Origin of the sequence: Amycolatopsis sp. CA-126428, assembly GCF_002904335.1 — a bacterium.
Lineage (GTDB): Bacteria > Actinomycetota > Actinomycetes > Mycobacteriales > Pseudonocardiaceae > Amycolatopsis.
Genome location: NZ_PPHF01000037.1, coordinates 80965 through 97394, shown reverse-complemented (window position 1 = coordinate 97394; position 16430 = coordinate 80965). Strand labels below are relative to the sequence as shown.

The window sequence follows — 16430 nt, the reverse complement described above, 5'->3', positions numbered from 1 at the left end:
TCAAGTCAGCTCACCCGCCAGCAGGTCCATCAGCAACCCGTCGTGCCAGCTGCCGTCCGGGGCGCGTTCGTAGTTCCGCAACACTCCGACCGGGCGGAAGCCCACCTTCGTGTACACCCGGATCGCCGTCTCGTTCGACGCGGCCGGGTCGATCGTCAGCCGGTGGTGGCCCTGGGCGAACAGGTGCGCGGCCAGGGCGCGGATGGCGTCCGTACCGACGCCGCGGCCGTGGAAGCCCGGGTGCACCGAGATGTCGATGCCCGCGTGGTGGTACTGCGGGTCCAGCTCCTCGCAGCTCTGGATCAGGCCGACGACTTCACCGCCGAGTTCGATGACGTAGACGGTGTAGCCCTCTTCGACCTCGTACAGGCCTTCGGTCTCGCGATCGGGGTCGCCCCACCAACGGGCGACCTCCGGAGTGGCCAGGATTTCGCGCACCCGGGGGCGGTCCGCTGGGCCGATCGGGCGCAGCAGCACCCGATTGCCGTGAATGGCGGTCATGATGGGTCCTCTCTCGTAGCGAATGACGGCTTCGGGGCGTCTGTCACGAGGAGGGGCACGAGCGGAAGTGCGTCAACCGGGCATCCCCGGATTCTGCGCCGGCGCACGGCCGCCCGTCATCCGAATATCGCCGGAGGGCCGCATGGACCCGTACACCGGCGGCGCACTGAACTGGCTCGCTCAGGGCGCCGCTTCGAACCTGCTGGACCGGCTCGTGGACCGCGCGCTCGACGGCTCGCCGCAACCACCCACGTGGCCGCGGCCGGCGAAGACCGCGCCGGGAACGGTCGAAATCACGGTTCGCCACCACACCGCCGCGAAGGTGCGGACGCCGGTGATCCTGACGCTGCAGGAAGACGGCAGCCGGACGGGCACGGCGTTCTCGGTGGTGCTGGGCCACACGGCCCGCATCGCCGTCCCGAGCGGCCGCTACTTCGGCGCGGCGATGGTGGTGGACCCGGCCCGGCGCACGCTCCAGGGCATCGGCTGGTCCCGGCTCACGGTGGCGGCCCACGGCACATTCCCGTGCCTCATCCCGGCCGGACGGCCGTCGGCGCCGGTGATGCTGCAGCTGGGCCTGCGCCGGCCCGACGGGACGCCGCTGTTCCGGATCTAGCCGAGCAGGGCGTCCACGAACGCGCCGGGCTCGAACGGTGCCAGGTCGTCCGGGCCCTCGCCGAGGCCGACCAGCTTGACCGGGACGCCCAGCTCCTTCTGGACCTGGAACACGATGCCGCCCTTCGCCGTGCCGTCCAGCTTCGTCAGGACGATGCCCGTCACGTCGATGACCTCGGCGAACACCCGCGCCTGCATGAGCCCGTTCTGGCCCGTGGTCGCGTCGAGGACCAGCAGCACCTCGTCGACCTTCGCCTGCTTCTCCACGACGCGCTTGACCTTGCCCAGCTCGTCCATCAGGCCCGTCTTCGTGTGCAGGCGGCCCGCCGTGTCGACCAGGACCGCGTCCACGCCCGTGTCCACGCCGCGCTTGACCGCGTCGAACGCCACCGCCGCCGGGTCCGCGCCCTCCTTGCCGCGGACGACCTCCGCGCCCACGCGCTCGGCCCACGTCTGCAGCTGGTCGGCCGCCGCGGCGCGGAACGTGTCCGCCGCGCCCAGCAGCACCGTTCCGCCCTGGGCCACCAGGACGCGGGCGAGCTTGCCCGTGGTCGTCGTCTTGCCCGTGCCGTTGACCCCCGCGACCAGCACCACCGCGGGCTGCTTCTTGCCGTCGACGGTGTGCGGCAGCGCCCGGACCGCGCGGTGGCCGTCGGTGGACAGCTGCGCCGTCAGCACCTCGTGCAGCACTTCGCGCGCCTCGGCCGACGACCGCACCGCACGCCGGGAGAGCTCGTCACGCAGGCGCTCGACGATCTGGTTCGTGGTGGCCGCGCCCAGGTCGGCCATCAGCAGCGTGTCTTCGACGTCCTGCCAGGAGTCCTCGTCGAGGTCACCGGCGCCGAGCAGGCCCAGCAGGCTCGTGCCGAACATCGAGCGCGACTTCGTCAGGCGGCCGCGCAGCCGCTCCATGCGACCCGCCGCCGGCTCGATCTGCTCGGCGACCGGGGCCGGCTCGACGACCTCGGCGTCCGGCAGCTTGACGTCGCGGACCGTGCGCTGCGCCGAGTCGCGCGGCACCGCCGCGTCGTCGCCCACCGCGGGCTGGCCGTCGACCTCCGGCCGGTCCTCGACCGGGTGCTCGGCCGGGTGCTCGTCAGCGGGGGCTTCCACCGGGGCCGCCGTGCCGCCGGGCGCGAGGGCGATGCCCCCGCTCGCCGCGTACGAACCGCCCTTCGGTTTCTCCTCGACCTCGCGCTGGGCGTCCAGGCTGATCCGCCGCCTGCGCGCGATCAGCAGGCCGGTCACCAGCAGGGCGACCAGGACGACGACGGCGACGACTACGAACAGGAACCAGGTGCTCGACACGCACCCATCCTTTCATCCGCGCTCCCCGCGCGCCGGACCCCGCCCCGCACAGGCAATTCATCACCACCTCGGTCCCGATTGGGCCAAGACTTCACCACGTGGGTTGCGTCACACGGGAGGCTCCACTAAACCCCTCCGGATGGGGAAAAGCGCGAGCCACGGCTTCCGGGTGATTGGCCTGATTTCGGGCACGTCGATCGACGGGATCGACGTGGCCGCCGCCGACCTGCACGCCGAAGCCGGCACGGTCGTGCTGACGCCGCTGGGCGAGCTCGACGTCCCCTACCCCGAGCCGCTGCGCGAGGGCCTGCTCGCGGCGTTGCCGCCGAACCCGTGCACCGCCGGCGAGCTGACGCGGCTGGACACCGGCGTCGGCCAGGCGTTCGCCGACGCGGCCCGGCGCGGGGCCGCGGAGCTGGCCGATGGCCGCGCGGACCTGGTCGCCTCGCTGGGCCAGACGGTGTTCCACTGGGTCGAAGACGGCCACGTCCGCGGCACCCTCCAGCTCGGCCAGCCCGCCTGGATCGCCGAAGCCACCGGGCTGCCGGTGTGCGCCGACCTGCGCGCCCGCGACGTCGCCGCGGGCGGGCACGGCGCGCCCCTGGCGAGCACGCTCGACCAGCTGTGGCTGCGCGGCCTCGCCGAGGACACCGGCCGGCCGGTCGCCGCGCTGAACCTCGGCGGCATCGCGAACATCACCGTCGTCGCCGACGGCGAACCGGTGATCGCCTACGACACCGGGCCCGCCAACGCCCTGCTCGACCTCGCGGCCCACCGCGTCGCCGGGCAGCGCAGCGACGTCGGCGGCCGGCTCGCCCTCGGTGGGTCGGTGCGCGCCGACCTGCTCCTCCGGCTGCTCGCCGACCCGTACTTCGCCGCCGCGCCGCCGAAGTCCACCGGCAAGGAGCACTTCAACGCCGGCTACCTCGACACGGCCGCGGCCGGGCTGGACCCGGTCGCCCCCGGCGACCTGCTCGCGACGCTGACCGAGCTGACCGCCGTCACCGTGGCCGACCAGTGCCGCCGCCACGGCGTCACGACGGTCATCGCCTCCGGTGGCGGGGTGGCGAATCCGGCACTGATGGCGGCGCTGGCCCGCACTCTGTACTCGGCCGTGCTCAAGACCAGCGACGACCTCGGCCTGCCCGGCGCCGGCAAAGAGGCGTACCTCACCGCGTTGCTGGGCTGGCTCACCTGGTGCGGCGTGCCCGGTACGGTGCCGTCGGCGACCGGTGCCCGCGGCCCGCGCGTGCTGGGCGCGCTCGTTCCTGGCGCCGGCCCCTTGATCCTTCCCGCCCCGCTGGGGGGCACCGTGGCGCGGTTGCGAGTCGCGGAGAAGGCCGGATGACGGTAGGAGTGATCCATGCGCGGTGTTGACCTCGCCATCATCGTGATCTACCTGGCGGCGATGCCGCTGATCGGCGTGCTCGTCGGCCGGAAGCAACGGTCGGCGGCCGACTACTTCGTCGGCGAACGCAGTCTGCCGTGGGGAGCGGTGATGCTGTCCGTGGTGGCCACGGAGACCTCGACGCTCACCGTGATCAGCACGCCCGGGCTGGTCTTCGGCAACGCGTTCCTGTTCCTGCAGCTGGCCTTCGGCTACATCATCGGCCGGACGATCGCCGCGTTCGTGCTGCTGCCGCGGTACTTCCGGGGCAACCTCGTCAGCGCGTACGCGTTCCTCGGGAAGCGGTTCGGCTCCGGGCTGCAGGGCACCGCGTCGGTGACGTTCGTGGTCACCCGGCTGCTCGCCGAAGGCGTGCGCCTGTTCGCCGGCGCGATCCCGATCAAGGTGATCCTGGCGCACTACAACATCCACCTGGACTACTGGGTGATCGTCGTCATCCTCACCGCCCTGACGCTGGTGTACGCCTACATCGGCGGGATCAAGGCCGTCGTCTGGGTCGACGTCATCCAGCTGTCGCTGTACCTGGGCGGCGCCGCGGTGGCCGCGATCGTGCTGCTGAACAAGCTGCCGGCCGACTGGGTCTCGCAGGCGTCCGCGGACGGCAAGTTCGCGCTCGTCGACTTCACCAAGCACCTGCTGACCAGCCCGTACGCCTTCGTGACGGCGGTGCTCGGCGGCGCGGCGCTGTCGATGGCGTCGCACGGCGCCGACCAGCTGATCGCACAGCGGCTGCTGGCCACGCGCAGCCTCCGCGACGGCCAGAAGGCGCTCATCGGCAGCGGCATCATCGTCACGATCCAGTTCGCGCTGTTCCTGCTGGTCGGCGCGATGCTGTGGGTGTTCAACGGCCGGAAGTCGGTGGCGCAGCTGGGCCTGCAGAGCCCGGACGACGTGTTCTCGCGGTTCATCATCGACGACCTGCCGGTCGGCGTCTCGGGCCTGCTCATCGCCGGGGTGCTCGCCTCGACCATGGGTGCGTTGGCCTCGGCGCTCAACGCGCTGTCGACGTCCACCGTGTCCGACCTCTACCAGCGGTTCACCAAGCGCTCGCCGGAGGACTCGAAGCTGCTGCGGCACGGTCGCATGTGGACACTGATCTGGGCCGTCGTGTTCGCCGTGTTCGCTTCGCTGTTCTCCACCACGAAGAACTCGGTGATCGAGCTCGGCCTGGCCATCACCGGGTACACCTACGGCGCGCTGCTGGGCTCGTTCCTGCTGGGCCTGCTGATCAAGAAGGCGCGGCAGGTGGACGCGATCATCGCGTTCGTCGTCACGGTCGTGGTGATGGCGTTCGTCATCCTCGGGGTGAAGTTCAACGCGAAGACCGGCGGCCTGATCGGTGTCGACTTCGGCAAGGCGGGCGGGGACAAGGTGGCGCTCGCCTACCCGTGGTACACGCTGATGGGCGTGGTCATCACGCTGGTCGTGGGTGGTCTGCTGGCACTGCGCCACCGGACGCCGGACCCGAAGGCGGCCGAAGCCGAAGCCGCCGAGGAGACCGCGGAGGTCACCGCCGCCTGATTCTTCTGAACCGTTCCCGGCGGGCGCCCGTGTCGCATTGCGGGAGCCCGCCGAGAAGCGGCGGGAGGATTTCGAAGGTGGATTCCATGAAGCGGATGACGGTGGCGCTCGCGATCGGCGCCCTCCTGGTCGGCGGCGCGGCGACGGCTTCGGCCACCCCGGCGCACTCGACGGTGCCGGACGCGATCAAGGTCCCGGCGGGCAACCGGGCCCTGGCCAGCTACCCGGCCGAGGGCGTGCAGATCTACGGCTGCACGAACGGCGCGTGGGCCCTGATCCAGCCCGCGGCGGTCCTGTCGCGGCACGGGAAGCCGGTGGCGCTGCACAGCAAGGGCCCGGTGTGGACGTCCATAGTGGACGGCAGCACGGTCGGTGCGGCAGCCGCGGCGAACGCCCCGCGGGACGGCGCGATCCCGGAGCTGCTGCTCAAGGCGAACCTCAACACCGGCGACGGCATCTTCGGCAAGGTGACCTACATCCAGCGCCTGAACACCCGCGGCGGCGTGGCTCCGGCGGGGACGTGCACGGCGGGCGCGCAGACCGCGGTCCGGTACTCGGCGGACTACGCGTTCTGGGTCGCCGGCTGACAAGCGCCCAATGTGGCGATGAGTGGTCTGCCGCGGCTTGTCGTGAGTGGTAAGGCGGGTTAGAACCCGACTTACCACTCACGACGGCTCGGCGGACGGTGCGTCAAGCAGGTCAGCCGACCGGGACCGGTTCGTCGTCGGCCGTGCGCAGGCGCTGCGAGATCACCTTGGTGATGCCGTCGCCCTGCATGCTCACGCCGTAGAGCGCGTCGGCGATCTCCATGGTCGGCTTCTGGTGGGTGATGATGATCAGCTGCGACGAGTCGCGCAGCTGCTCCAGCAGCCCGATCAGCCGGCGCATGTTGGTGTCGTCGAGCGCCGCCTCGACCTCGTCCATGACGTAGAAGGGCGACGGCCGGGCACGGAAGATCGCGACCAGCATCCCCACCGCGACCAGCGACTTCTCGCCACCCGACAGCAGCGAAAGCCGCTTGACCTTCTTGCCCGGCGGGCGGGCTTCGACGTCGACGCCGGTGCTCAGCAGGTCGTCCGGCTCAGTGAGGACCATCCGGCCCTCGCCGCCGGGGAAGAGCACGCCGAACACCGTCTCGAACTCGCGGGCCACATCGGCGTAGGCGCCGGCGAAGACCTCGAGGATCTTCTCGTCGACCTGCTTGATGACGGCTTCGAGGTCCTTGCGGGTGTCCTTGAGGTCTTCCAGCTGCGTGGAGAGGAACTTGTACCGCTCCTCCAGCGCCGCGAACTCCTCCAGGGCCAGCGGGTTCACCTTGCCCAGCAACGACAGGTCCTTCTCGGCGCGCTTGGCGCGGCGGGCCTGGGTGTCGCGGTCGTAGGGCATCGGCGGCGGCGGGGTGACGTCTTCGCCGCGATCCTTGGCCGCCTCGTACTCGGCCATCTCGCCCGCGCTCGGCGGCACCGGGACGTCCGGGCCGTACTCGCGGACGAGGTCCTCGAGGCCCATGCCGAAGTCCTCGGCGATCTTCGCTTCCAGGGTCTCCAGCCGCAGCCGCTGCTCGGCGCGCAGCACCTCGTCGCGGTGGACGGCGTCGGTCAGCTTCTCCAGCTCGCCGGTGAGCTCGCGGACCTTGGCGCGGACGCCGGTCAGGGCCTGCTCGCGGCTCTGGCGGCGGGCCTGGACCTGGTCGCGTTCGGTGGCGGCGCGCTGGACCGAGTGCTCGATGCGTTCCAGCGCGAGCTCGCCGGCGTCGACGACGGCGTTGGCGATCCCGGCGCCGCGCTTGCGGGCCGCGGCGGCGCGCTCGGCGCGTTCGCGGGCCTGCTGCTCGGCGTGCGCGGCCCGGCGGAGGCCTTCGGCCTTGCCCGCGATGCTGCGGGCGCGCTCTTCGGAGGTGCGCTGCGCGAGCCGCGCTTCCATCTCCTCCTGCCGCACGACGGCCAGCTCTTCGACGGCCTGGTCGCGTTCGGCGGTGTCCGGGTCGTCTTCGACGGGCTGCTCCGCGACGGCGGCGAGCCGCTCTTCCAGCTCGGCGAGCTGGGCCAGCGCCTGGACGCGGCTCTGCTCGACTTTCGCGCGCTGCCCGGACAGCCGCTCGACCTCGGCTTGGGCCTGGCGGGCGGCCTGCTGCATCCGGTTGAGCCGCTCCGACGAGCGCGCCTTGCGGACCTTCGCCTCGCCGAGCGCGTCCTTGGCCTGCGAGACCTCTTCGCGACGCGCCTGCTGCTCGGCGCGGGCGCCTTCCAGCTCGGCCGCGTACCGCTCCAGCGAGCGCTCGGCCAGGCGGAGCCGCTCCCCGGCCTCGTCGACGGCGGCCTGGACCTCGATCACGCTCTCGCGCTTGCCGGAGCCGCCGATCGCCCAGCGGGCACCGAAGACGTCGCCCTCGGCGGTGACCGCCCGGACCTCCGGGTGCACCGCCACCAGGTGACGCGCCGCGTCGAGGTCGCGGACCAGGGCCAGCCTGTCTAGGGCCTGCTCGACGGCGGGCCGCAGCTGCGGCGGCGCGGTGACGACTTCGCGGGCCCAGCGCGCGCCTTCCGGCAGCGACGGCCACGCAGCCGTGTCCACAGTGGATTCGGGGCCGCCGAGCAGGATGCCCGCGCGGCCGGAGTCCGTTTCCTTCAGGTACTTCAGCGCCCGCAGGGCGTCTTCGCCGCCGGTCACGGCGACGGCGTCGGCCACCGGGCCGAGGGCCGCGGCCAGCGCGACTTCGTGGCCGGGCTCGACGGTGAGCAGCGCGGCGACCGAGCCGAGCAGGCCCGGCAGTTCGTAGGACGCGCCGAGCAGCGCGCCCGCGCCGTCCTTGCGCTTGAGCCCCATGGACAGCGCCTCGACGCGCGCCTTCTCCGACGCGATCTCGCGCTCGGCCGCGCGCTCGGCCTTGACCAGCTCTTCGACGCGTGCCTTGGCCGCGTTGTTGGCCTCGACCGCGCGGTCGTGGCGGTCCATCAGGCCGGCGTCGTCGGACTCCTCGACGCCACCCTCGGCCTTCGCCATCTCGAGTTCTTCGACCGCGATCTCGGCGCGCTCGGCGGCCTCTTCGAGGGAGACGCTGAGGCGGTCGATCTCGTCGGAGGTGGCGCCGTTCTTGCTGCGCAGCGCCTCGACCTGGCCGGTCAGCTTGGCCATGCCCTCGCGGCGGTCGGCGATCGCGCGGACGGCGGCCCAGTGCGCGCGCTCGGCGGCCTGGACGCGCTGTTCGAGGTCTTCGCGGCGCAGAATCGTCTGGGCGAGCAGCTCGCGGGCCTCCATGACGGCCTCGTTGAGCTCTTCTTCCTGCTCGGCGACGCGCTCGGCCTCTTCGAGGAGCTCTTCGGGGTCGCGGCCGCCGGTCGACGTCGACACGTCGGCCGACAGGTGCCGCTGGCGCTCGATCGCGAGGCGGACGGTGCCGCGCAGGCGTTCGGTCAGCGCGGACAGCTTGTACCAGGTCTCCTGGGCGGTCTGCAGCAGCGGCGCATCCTCGGCGAGCGAGGCTTCCAGCTCGGCTTCTTCGGCCGAGACGATCTCGAGGGTCTGTTCGACTTCGGCGCGGCGCGCGCGGGCCGTCTTCTCGTCGGCCTCTTCGCGGGCGAGGGCGTCGCGCTGGGTGACCAGGTCGTCGGCGAGCAGGCGCAGCCGGGAGTCGCGCAGCTCGGACTGCACCGACTGGGCCTTGCGGGCGATCTCGGCCTGCTTGCCCAGCGGCTTGAGCTGGCGGCGCAGCTCGGTCGTCAAGTCACCGAGGCGGTCGAGGTTGCCCTGCATGTTGGCCAGCTTGCGCAGGGTCTGTTCCTTGCGCTTGCGGTGCTTGAGGACGCCGGCGGCCTCTTCGATGAAGGCGCGGCGCTCTTCGGGCTTGGACTCGAGGATGGCCGAGAGCTGGCCCTGGCCGACGATGACGTGCATCTCGCGGCCGATGCCGGAGTCCGACAGCAGTTCCTGGACGTCCATCAGGCGGCAGCGGTCGCCGTTGATCTCGTACTCGCTCGCGCCGTCGCGGAACATCCGGCGGGTGATCGAGACCTCGGAGTACTCGATGGGGAGCGCGCCGTCGGCGTTGTCGATGGTGAGGGTGACCTCGGCGCGGCCGAGCGGGGCGCGGCCCGCGGTGCCGGCGAAGATGACGTCCTCCATCTTGCCGCCGCGCAGGTCCTTGGCGCCCTGGGTGCCCATGACCCAGCGCAGCGCGTCCAGCACGTTGGACTTGCCCGAGCCGTTCGGGCCGACCACGCAGGTGATGCCCGGTTCGAAGCGCAGCGTGGTGGCCGAGGCGAAGGACTTGAAGCCCTTGAGCGTCAGGCTTTTCAGGTGCACTGGGTGCTGACCCCTCTGGCTGCCGGTACTGGCGGTTCAATCGTCCCAGGCTACCCGGGGGCGTCCGGGGGGTGCCGGACGCGCCCCCTCCTCGGCGCGCCTAGCACATCCGCGCCGGCCTCAGCAACACCACGAGCCCCACCGCCCCCGGACGGACCAAGCCCGCGCTACCGCTCGACGAAGCCGCTGAGTCCCCCTTTCGGGTCGGACCAGCGCTCGGCGACGTGCTCCACACTTCCGGGTGATTCTCCCGACCGTAACGCCGCTAACAGCCGCTGACAGTGGTCTCGACTACCCTCCGCTATCACCTCGACACGGCCGTCGCCCAGATTGCTCGCGCTCCCGACCAGGCCGAGCTCCAGCGCACGGCTGCGCGTCCACCAGCGGAAACCGACACCCTGAACCCGGCCCCGCACCCACGCCGTCAGCCGGGTGTGGGTTTCTTCCTCACTCACGCCATTCCTCCCTTCCGCGTCAACCGACCGCGCACAGTAACGGATCAAGGCCACTACCTGGGCGAATACCCGCACGCCGGTGATAATCTCCCCGCCGAGGTCACTCCCCCGCCGTGGGCGCACTGCTCCATCAGCACCAGCGCTCCCGTTCACGACCTCGCCGTGTCATCGCTGTGCCGCCTAAAAGCTGTGCCATCTCAAGCTGTGCCGCCTCAAAGCTGTGCCGCCTCGAAGCTGTGCCGCCTCCCCTTCCCCAAGGAGCCCCGTATGCCCCGCCCCGCCGGGTCGGATTCGAGCTCTCGGATCACCAGGATCGACACCGCGCCGCCCAAGAGCAGCAAACCGAACCGCACCGGGTACGTCGTGCTCGGCGTGGCCGGGCTGGTCGTCGCGACCGCGTTCGCCGCCGTGGCCGAGCTCGCCGGGCCGATCCCCGCCACCACCGCGGGCGGCACGGGCGGCCCCGGCGGCCAGGGCACCGTCCCGGCCGGGGTGCGGACCCTGCCGGCCACGCCGTCGCCGAGCGACCCGGCGACCTCGTCCAGCGGAGCCCCGGCCACGTCGAACCCGACGTCGCCGAGCGCACCGACGACGGTCGTGTCCGTGAGCCCGGACGGCAAGACGACCACCACGGTCGTCACCCAGCCGTCGCCGCCCCCGCCGCCGCGCATCGACACCGGCGGCAACCCGCCCCCGGTCCCGCCGCCGCCGCCGGCGACGACGACCCCAACCCCGACGGACTCGGACCCGAAGCCACCGGCGACGACGCCGACCACCCCGACCACTCCGACCACGACGCCGTCGCCGAGCGGCGGCGGTTCCAGCTCGGCCGGTGCCCCCTCGTCGAGCACGACCGGCCCCCGCACCGCGGGGTAGGGATAACCACACCCTAGGCCTAAGTGCCCCAAGGCTGAGGCACTTAGGCCTAGGCCAGGACAGCCGCGACCACCGCGTCGCGCAGGAACTGCCCGTAGCGCTCCGGGGACCACTCGCGCTCGAGGCAGAGCAGTTCGTACTGCTCGGGGCCGTGGTAGGTCCACAGGATGTCGCGGACGTCGTCGGCGCTCAGGCCCGGCTTGACCTGCCCGGTGCCCAGCAGCTCGGCCGAGAAGTACGTCATCGCCGTCAACATCTCCCGGCGCATCTGCGCCCACACCTCGTCGGCCGCGGGGTCGGCGGCGGCCGCGTCCCGGGCCAGGAGCTGCACCGGGAAGACCTCGGGCGCGGTGCCCGCCAGGTGGCCGAAGTACAACTCGATCTTCCGCACCGCGTCCGGCTCGGCCCGGATCTCGGCGATGAAGTCACGGCCGGCGATGGGGATGTCTTCGTCGTCGCCGGCGACCGTGACGTCGAAGACGGCCTTGAGCAGCGTCGCCTTGTTGGCGAACGCCTTGTAGACGGTCTGCACGGCGACGCCGGCGGCCTTCGCCACCTCGGGCATCGAGGTCCCCGCGTACCCCTTCTCCCGGAAGAGCGCCGACGCCGCCGCCAGGATCCGGCGGCGGTTCTCGCGCGCCTGCTCCTGACGCCGCGACGTGTCGTAACGACGCTTGACAGGCCCGTCCATTTGAGTAGAGACTCCTCTATCTAATAGATGAACATCTATCATGACACCCTGAGGGGGCGCTGACCATGATGGAACAAGCCACCACCGACGCCGTGACCGCCGCGCGGGAGCTCGCGCCCGAGCTGAGCGCGCGGGCCGTCGAAGCCGAGCAGCTCCGGACCCTGCCTCGCGACCTCGTCGAGCGGGCCCGCGAAGCCGGGCTCTTCCGCCTGGCGACGCCGCGCGGCCTCGGCGGGCAGGAGCTGCCACCCGCCACGATCGTCGAGACGGTCGAGGAGCTTTCGCGCGCGGACGGCTCGGCGGGCTGGACGATCACCATCGGCAACGGCTCGGCGTTCCTCGCCTGGCTGGACCCGGCCGTCGCGGCGGACCTCGTGGCCGGCACCCTCGACCCGATCGGCGGCGGTGTGTTCGCGCCGATGGGCCGCCTCACCCCGGACGGCGCCGGCAAGTTCTCCCTCGCCGGCCGGTGGGGGTTCTGCAGCGGCAGCCCGCACACGGACCTGTTCTTCAACGGCGGCTTCGCCGGCAGCGACCCGCGGGACTGGCGGCTCGCCGCGGTGCCCGCCGCCGAGGTGCTGGTGGTCGAGAACTGGGACGTCAGCGGCCTGCGCGGCACCGGCAGCCACGACGTCGAGATCGACACGGTCGTGGCCGGGGAGCACACGATTTCGCCGTTCACGAACCCGGCGCGCCACGACGGGCCGCTGTGGCGGTTCCCGTTCTTCACGCTGATCGGCACGATGTTCGCGGGCGTGCCGCTCGGCATCGCCCGGCGCGCGCTGGACGAGTTCACCGCGTTCGCGCCGGCCAAGTTCCGCCCGCCGGGCCCGGGCCCGATCGCCGAGGACGGCGACGTCCAGCTCGTCCTGACCCGCGCGGAAGGGCGGCTGCGCTCGGCACGCGCGTTCGTCTTCGAGGCCCTCGGCGAGCTGTGGGACACCGCGTGCGCGGGTGACGTCCCGGACGTCCGGCAGCGCGGCCAGTTCCTGCTGGCGACCCAGCAGGCGATGCGGGCTTCGCTGAGCGCGGTGGACCTCGCATTCGGCTACGCGGGCGCGGGCGCGCTGCACGCGGACCAGCCGATGCAGCGCTGCTTCCGGGACCTCCACGCGGCGGCGCAGCACATCTACTTCTCGGCCGCGGCGTCCAAGCGGTACGCGAAGCTGCGGTTCGGGATCGAGCAGCCGACCTTCTGGTTCTAGAGCCGGGTTCTAGAACCGGCTGGATCTAGACGCGGCGCCGCAGCCGGTGGGCGACCAGCGCCCACAGGTAGACCGTCAGCAGGGCACCGGCGCCGGCCGCCGCGACGCGCAGCCACGTCGCCCAGCCGGCGCCGCCCTCGAAGGCGGTGAAGAGCCAGCCGAGCGCGCCGAAGGTCGCGCCCACCGCCAGCGTCAGCACGATCACCGGCGGGATGCGCTCACCGCCGAGCAGCCACGTTTTCGACCCGTCCATCTCCGGGAAGAACCCGGCCCGGGCACCGGCTAAACCTCGAAGCGGTACCCCATCCCCGGTTCGGTGAGCAGGTGCCGGGGCCGGGAGGGCTCCCGTTCGAGCTTGCGCCGCAGCTGGGCCAGGTACACCCGCAGGTAGTGCGACTCCGTCTCGTACGACGGGCCCCACACCTCGTGCAGGAGCTGCTTCTGCGCCACCAGCCGGCCGCGGTTGCGGACCAGCAGCTCCAGCACGCCCCACTCCGTCTTCGTCAGGTGGACCTCCACGCCGTCGTGGCGGCGGACCTTCTTCGCCGCCAGGTCCACGCTGAACGACGCCGTGTCCACCACCGCGTCCGCGCCGTCCGCGCCCGCCACCGCCGAGCGGCGGACCGCCGCGCGCAGCCGGGCCAGCAGCTCGTCCATGCCGAACGGCTTCGTCACGTAGTCGTCGGCGCCCGCGTCGAGGGCCTCGACCTTGTCCGCCGAGTCGCCGCGCGCCGAAAGGACGATGATCGGGACCGTCGTCCAGCCGCGCAGGCCCGCGATCACCTCGGTGCCGTCGAGGTCGGGCAGGCCGAGGTCCAGCACCACCACGTCGGGCTTGGTCTCCGCCACCGCTTTCAACGCAGCCGTCCCGTCGTGCGCGGTGATCACCTTGTAACCGCGGGCGGTCAGGTTGATCCGCAGGGCCCGCACGATCTGCGGCTCGTCGTCCACCACCAGCACGGTGGCACCCGGGTCGCTCATCGCACCCCCTTCTCTTCGAGCTCGACACTGAACGCGGGCAGGGAAACCACGACCGTGAGCCCGCCGCCCGGGGTGTCCTCGGCGCGGATCGTGCCGCCCATCGCCTCGGTGAACCCCCTCGCCACCGACAGCCCCAGCCCGACGCCCGGCGTCGTATCGCGGTCACCGCCGAGCCGTTGGAACGGCGCGAACGCCGAATCCGCGGCCCCCTTGCGCAGTCCCTTGCCGTGGTCGACGATCCGCAGCTCGACCTGGCCGGAGTGCGCACTGGCCCGGGCCGACACCGGTGCGCCACCGCTTTCGCCGGCACCGTGGCGCAGCGCGTTGTCCAGCACGTTCGCCACCACCCGTTCCAGCAGGCCGGGGTCGGCCAGCACCGAGGGGAGCTGGTCGTCGACCGCGACCACGACGTCGTCCGAGCCGTCCACAGTGGACAGCGCGTGCGCGACGACCTCGTCGTAGCCCACCGGCCGCAGGTGCGGGCGGACCGCCCCGGTGGCCAGCCGCGACGAGTCCAGGAGGTTGTCGATCAGCCCCGCCAGCCGGTCGGCCGACAGCTCGATGGCCTCCATGAGCTCCGCGGTGTCCTCTTCGGACAACTCCAGATCCTCGGCACGCAGGCTGCCGATCGAGGCCTTGATCGACGTCAGCGGCGTCCGCAGGTCGTGCCCGACCGCGGACAGCAGCGTCGTGCGCAGCTCGGTCGCCTCGGCCTTGCGTTCGGCGCGTGCCGCCGCGGCCGCCATCCGCTGCTGGCGCAGGGCCAGCAGCGCCTGGCCGGCCACGGCTTCCAGCACCCGCCGGTCGGCCGCCGGCAGCGCCCGCCCGCGCAGGGTCAGGTGGACGTCGGCGGTGACGGCGATGTCGACGTCGGCCTCGTCCGGGTCGGCGCAGGGGTGGTCCCCCACGGTCGCCACGCACTGCCACACGCCGTCCTGCTTCTCCAGCAGGGTCACCGACGTCAAGGCGAAGTTCTCGCGGACCTTCGCCAGCAGCCGCTCGATCGGGTTCGCGTGGGTGAGCACGGTCCGGGCGTAGGAGGCCAGCAGCGCGGCTTCGGTCCGGGCCCGCGCGGCCTGCGCGGCCCGGCGCGCGGCCTGGTCGACGACCAGCGCGACCAGCACCGCGACCACGACCATCGCGATCAGCGTCACCAGGTTCTGCGGGGTGTGCACGTTGAGCGTGTACAGCGGCGGCGTGAAGAAGAAGTTGAGCAGGCCCGCGCCGAGCACGGCCGCGACCAGCGCCGGGCCGAGGCCGCCGACCAGGGCGACGATGACCGTGACCAGGACGTAGGCGATGACGTCGGTGGCGAAGTCGAGCCCGCTCGGCACGAAGACGCCGACCAGGGTGACCAGCACCGGCAGCACGACGCCCAGCACCCAGCCCGTCACCAGCCGCGAGAACCCCAGCGGGCTCGCGATCAGCCCGGTCCGCAGGCGCCCGCCGGCCTCGGAGTGGGTGACCATGTGCACGTCGATCGGGCCCGACCGCCGGACCACGGAAGCGCCGATGCCCTCGTCGAACAGCCGCGCCACCCGGGACCGCCGCGAGGTCCCGATGATCAGCTGGGTCGCGTTGACGCCGCGGGCGAAATCCAGCAGGGCGCCCGGGACGTCGTCGCCGACCACGGTGTGGAACGTCGCCCCCACCTCCTCGGCGAGCTTGCGGCAGCGGGCCATCGCGACCGGGCTCGCTTTTTGGGGATACCGTCCGGCGAGGCCGTCGCCACTGAGAATGTGCACCACCTGCAGCTCGGCGCCGGCCCGGGTGGCGATCCGGCTGGCCCGGCGGATGAGCGTCTCGCTCTCCGGGCCGCCGGTGATCGAGGCGACGACGCGTTCGCGTGCCTCCCAGGTGTCGGTGATCCGCTGCTCGGCGCGGTAGCGCTGGAGGGCGACGTCGACCTGGTCGGCCACCCAGAGCAGCGCCAGTTCCCGGAGGGCGGTGAGGTTGCCGGGCCGGAAGTAGTTGCCGAGGGCGGCGTCGATCCGCTCGGCCGGGTAGACGTTGCCGTGCGCGAGCCGCCGCCGCAGCGCCTCGGGCGTGATGTCGACCAGCTCGAGCTGTTCGGCGCGGCGGACGACCTCGTCCGGGACGGTCTCCTGCTGGGTGACGCCGGTGATCCGCTCGACGACGTCGTTGAGGCTCTGCAGGTGCTGCACGTTGACCGTCGACAGCACGTCGATGCCCGCGGCCAGCAGCTCTTCGACGTCCTGCCAGCGCTTGGCGTTGCGGGAGCCCGGCACGTTGGTGTGCGCCAGTTCGTCGATGACGGCGACCTCGGGCGCGCGGGCCAGGACGGCGTCGACGTCCATTTCGTCGAACGCGCGGCCGCGGTGCTCGGCGTGCCGCCGCGGGACGATCTCGAGGCCGTCCAGGAGCACCGCGGTCTTCTCGCGGCCGTGCGTCTCCACCAGCCCGACGACGACGTCGGTCCCGCGGTCGAGCCGGCGGCGCGCTTCGCCGAGCATGGCGAAGGTCTTGCCGACGCCCGGAGCCGCGCCGAGGTAGATCCTCAGCTCTCCCCGGCGCGGCTTCGCGGGTACGTTCTCCGTGGTCACGCT

Annotated in this window: 14 protein-coding genes; 5 read left to right on the top strand and 9 right to left on the bottom strand. The window is 72.3% G+C overall.

What is annotated here, in order from left to right; genetic code table 11:
* Positions 1–501 (bottom strand): GNAT family N-acetyltransferase, encoded by a 501-nt coding sequence (locus tag C2L58_RS11130; protein ID WP_103337479.1) that lies wholly within the window; start codon positions 499–501, stop codon positions 1–3.
* Between the two features lie 142 nt (positions 502–643).
* On the opposite strand from C2L58_RS11130, the gene C2L58_RS11125 reads away from it, so the two are divergent.
* Complete coding sequence (locus C2L58_RS11125; RefSeq protein ID WP_103337478.1) at positions 644–1117, top strand: hypothetical protein; 474 nt, start codon at positions 644–646, stop codon at positions 1115–1117.
* Here the strand turns inward: C2L58_RS11125 and ftsY are convergent.
* The gene (gene ftsY, locus C2L58_RS11120) at positions 1114–2424 is read right to left on the bottom strand and encodes a signal recognition particle-docking protein FtsY (RefSeq protein WP_103337477.1); all 1311 of its coding nucleotides are present in this window, start codon (positions 2422–2424) and stop codon (positions 1114–1116) included. The two genes, C2L58_RS11125 and ftsY, sit on opposite strands and share 4 nt — an antisense overlap.
* A gap of 139 nt (positions 2425–2563) precedes the next feature.
* On the opposite strand from ftsY, the gene C2L58_RS11115 reads away from it, so the two are divergent.
* From C2L58_RS11115 to C2L58_RS11105, 3 genes are all read left to right on the top strand, one after another.
* Positions 2564–3772 (top strand): anhydro-N-acetylmuramic acid kinase, encoded by a 1209-nt coding sequence (locus C2L58_RS11115; RefSeq protein WP_103337476.1) that lies wholly within the window; start codon positions 2564–2566, stop codon positions 3770–3772.
* 15 nt (positions 3773–3787) lie between these two features.
* Entirely contained in the window at positions 3788–5353 is a 1566-nt protein-coding gene (locus C2L58_RS11110; protein WP_103337475.1) for a sodium:solute symporter, read from the top strand.
* An 86-nt stretch (positions 5354–5439) separates the two neighbouring features.
* A complete protein-coding gene (locus C2L58_RS11105; RefSeq protein WP_103337474.1) occupies positions 5440–5940 on the top strand; it encodes a DUF3455 domain-containing protein in 501 nt (166 codons plus the stop codon).
* 112 nt (positions 5941–6052) lie between these two features.
* On the opposite strand, the gene smc is transcribed toward C2L58_RS11105, so the two are convergent.
* The 4 genes from smc to C2L58_RS11085 all read right to left on the bottom strand — a co-directional run bounded on the left by smc (position 6053) and on the right by C2L58_RS11085 (position 11677).
* Positions 6053–9655, bottom strand: a complete 3603-nt coding sequence (smc, locus tag C2L58_RS11100; protein WP_103337473.1) for a chromosome segregation protein SMC — start codon at positions 9653–9655, stop codon at positions 6053–6055.
* Between the two features lie 167 nt (positions 9656–9822).
* Complete coding sequence (locus C2L58_RS11095; protein WP_103337518.1) at positions 9823–10110, bottom strand: acylphosphatase; 288 nt, start codon at positions 10108–10110, stop codon at positions 9823–9825.
* A gap of 212 nt (positions 10111–10322) precedes the next feature.
* Entirely contained in the window at positions 10323–10961 is a 639-nt protein-coding gene (locus C2L58_RS11090) for a hypothetical protein (protein WP_103337517.1), read from the bottom strand.
* A 74-nt stretch (positions 10962–11035) separates the two neighbouring features.
* Complete coding sequence (locus tag C2L58_RS11085) at positions 11036–11677, bottom strand: TetR/AcrR family transcriptional regulator (RefSeq protein WP_103337472.1); 642 nt, start codon at positions 11675–11677, stop codon at positions 11036–11038.
* Between the two features lie 65 nt (positions 11678–11742).
* Between C2L58_RS11085 and C2L58_RS11080 the strand changes: the two genes are divergently transcribed.
* A complete protein-coding gene (locus C2L58_RS11080; protein WP_103337471.1) occupies positions 11743–12882 on the top strand; it encodes an acyl-CoA dehydrogenase family protein in 1140 nt (379 codons plus the stop codon).
* Positions 12883–12907: 25 nt separating this feature from the next.
* Here the strand turns inward: C2L58_RS11080 and C2L58_RS11075 are convergent, their stop codons facing one another.
* The 3 genes from C2L58_RS11075 to C2L58_RS11065 are packed head-to-tail and all read right to left on the bottom strand — an operon-like array spanning position 12908 to position 16427.
* Positions 12908–13135, bottom strand: coding sequence for a hypothetical protein (locus tag C2L58_RS11075; RefSeq protein WP_103337470.1), 228 nt, complete (start codon positions 13133–13135; stop codon positions 12908–12910).
* A gap of 29 nt (positions 13136–13164) precedes the next feature.
* Positions 13165–13863 carry a response regulator gene (locus C2L58_RS11070; RefSeq protein ID WP_086837952.1) on the bottom strand — a complete coding sequence of 233 codons (699 nt, stop codon included), beginning with the start codon at positions 13861–13863 and terminating at the stop codon, positions 13165–13167.
* The gene (locus C2L58_RS11065) at positions 13860–16427 is read right to left on the bottom strand and encodes a sensor histidine kinase (protein WP_103337469.1); all 2568 of its coding nucleotides are present in this window, start codon (positions 16425–16427) and stop codon (positions 13860–13862) included. Before C2L58_RS11065 ends, C2L58_RS11070 begins: the two co-directional genes overlap by 4 nt.
* Positions 16428–16430: the final 3 nt, after the last annotated feature.

Coding starts and splice junctions, on each gene's coding strand:
- C2L58_RS11130 (WP_103337479.1), bottom strand. CDS start 501: ATGACCGCCATTCACGGCAATCGGGTGCTGCTGCGCCCGATCGGCCCA.
- C2L58_RS11125 (WP_103337478.1), top strand. CDS start 644: ATGGACCCGTACACCGGCGGCGCACTGAACTGGCTCGCTCAGGGCGCC.
- C2L58_RS11115 (WP_103337476.1), top strand. CDS start 2,564: ATGGGGAAAAGCGCGAGCCACGGCTTCCGGGTGATTGGCCTGATTTCG.
- C2L58_RS11110 (WP_103337475.1), top strand. CDS start 3,788: ATGCGCGGTGTTGACCTCGCCATCATCGTGATCTACCTGGCGGCGATG.
- C2L58_RS11105 (WP_103337474.1), top strand. CDS start 5,440: ATGAAGCGGATGACGGTGGCGCTCGCGATCGGCGCCCTCCTGGTCGGC.
- C2L58_RS11085 (WP_103337472.1), bottom strand. CDS start 11,677: ATGGACGGGCCTGTCAAGCGTCGTTACGACACGTCGCGGCGTCAGGAG.
- C2L58_RS11080 (WP_103337471.1), top strand. CDS start 11,743: ATGATGGAACAAGCCACCACCGACGCCGTGACCGCCGCGCGGGAGCTC.
- C2L58_RS11075 (WP_103337470.1), bottom strand. CDS start 13,135: ATGGACGGGTCGAAAACGTGGCTGCTCGGCGGTGAGCGCATCCCGCCG.
- C2L58_RS11070 (WP_086837952.1), bottom strand. CDS start 13,863: ATGAGCGACCCGGGTGCCACCGTGCTGGTGGTGGACGACGAGCCGCAG.